Below are 1,656 nucleotides of genomic sequence, written 5' to 3' on the forward strand. Positions count from 1 at the left end.
CTGATATGCGATAACAAGACCAATTAAAAAAGACAAAATACCTACAATGCCAATTGCACCCACACCCATGCTTTGTATATCTTTTATAAAAGTACGAAATTCAAAATCCGAAATTTTTGAAATAAAATCAATTGTTGATTTGCCTAAAAAATTCAAAAAAAACAGATAGTCTTTAAGTTTTTTTTCCAAATAATTGCTAAAGCGCAACAAAAAGGGTTTCTTTTTTACCTGTGGGATCTTAGCAAGATTGCTTAAAACAAGCTCAAGTACACTTTCTACTTTTTCATTTTTACCACTTAACTTTGATTTATCAAAACTTTGTAATATTAAAAGTCCACCAAATGTGTCTATCTCATCAACTAGCGAGATATCGACACGCTCAAAACCAACAAAATTCGAAATTTTTTTTTGAATATCTTTTGCATTTTCAACAACCCACTTGCCTTTTAAGTATAAAATTTTATCTTTTAATTCAAAAAACTCGTGATTTTGATCCATTTACTTTGCGCAATTTGGGCACAAACCGTAAAATATCGTAGAATGGTAATCAACTTTGTAACCTTTTTTGTTTAATTCTTCATCTAAAGCTTTATTATATGGTATGTCTAAATCCAGCACAGCCCCGCACTTTGTACATTTGAAATGATAGTGCGGTTCTGTTTTTGCATCATAGCGTAAAATGTTTTTATCACTTTTTATCTCTATTACTTTGCCTTCTTCTGCCAAAATACGCAAATTTCTATAAACCGTTGCTATAGAGATCTTTGGGTATCTTGGCTTTATTGAGTAGTAAATCTCTTCTGGCGTTGGGTGGTCATAGCGGGATTTAAGCTCTTCATACACCATGGCACGCTGTTTTGTATTTTTTCTCATGTGTTTAACCTCCTAATATTTAAGGTCCCGGGATGTACAAATTTCCGTAGGGCCTTTTACTTTTCGGCGTGATTTTTACAAACTCATCTTTTATTATCTTATCGCAATCAAAACCAAAAAGATCGCAAAACTTTTTTACATTTATTAAGATTTTTTGCATATCTTTGTCGTCAGGCTCGCTTAATAGCACTTCGTGAGAGCAAAGCGATTCATCTACGTCTTGTCTTACAAAAATAGCTCCACCATGCATACCTGTACCTAAATAATTACCAGTCAAGCGTTTCTTATCCCTATTTAGTCCAAGCAGTATTAGTGTGCCGCCTGCCATGTACTCACCCATAAAAGCACCGGCGCAACCGCCTATTACTACTGTTGGGCTTACATCTTCTTTGTAGGCTTTCATGTGAATACATGCCCTATAGCCAACATTGCCTTTGACAAATATTGAACCACCTCTCATGCTATAGCCCAATACATCGCCTGCGTTACCATGAATAATTATTTCTCCGGAACTCATCGTATTACCTATACCATCTTGAGCATCTTCGTTTACAATAATGGTGGGTCCTTCCATAAATGCACCTAAATCATTTCCTGGTACGCCGTTAATTACTATTTCTACGGGTTTTGCTATACCACAACCAATATAGTATTGTCCGCAAACACCATCAATTATAATTTTATTTTCACCTTCTTCAATTACACGCCTTATTATATCATTTAAAACATTGTATTTAAGATTACTTGCATCAATCCTCTTCATCTTCTACCCCATAATAAACA

Annotated in this window: 2 protein-coding genes and 1 pseudogene; all 3 read right to left on the minus strand. The window is 34.5% G+C overall.

Annotation, left to right across the window (positions count from 1 at the left end):
• Window positions 1–498, minus strand: a pseudogene (locus Q0C22_RS09695) (hypothetical protein); the annotation flags it as partial.
• Window positions 499–873, minus strand: a complete 375-nt coding sequence (locus Q0C22_RS09700; RefSeq protein WP_291494228.1) for a Fur family transcriptional regulator — start codon at window positions 871–873, stop codon at window positions 499–501.
• Between the two features lie 19 nt (window positions 874–892).
• On the minus strand, window positions 893–1,636 hold the full coding sequence (locus Q0C22_RS09705; RefSeq protein ID WP_291494230.1) for a hypothetical protein: 744 nt from the start codon (window positions 1,634–1,636) through the stop codon (window positions 893–895).
• Between the last annotated feature and the right edge of the window lie 20 nt (window positions 1,637–1,656).

Origin of the sequence: Desulfurella sp., from assembly GCF_023256235.1 — a bacterium.
Taxonomy (GTDB): Bacteria; Campylobacterota_A; Desulfurellia; order Desulfurellales; family Desulfurellaceae; genus Desulfurella.

Coding starts and splice junctions, on each gene's coding strand:
- Q0C22_RS09700 (WP_291494228.1), bottom strand. CDS start 873: ATGAGAAAAAATACAAAACAGCGTGCCATGGTGTATGAAGAGCTTAAA.
- Q0C22_RS09705 (WP_291494230.1), bottom strand. CDS start 1,636: ATGAAGAGGATTGATGCAAGTAATCTTAAATACAATGTTTTAAATGAT.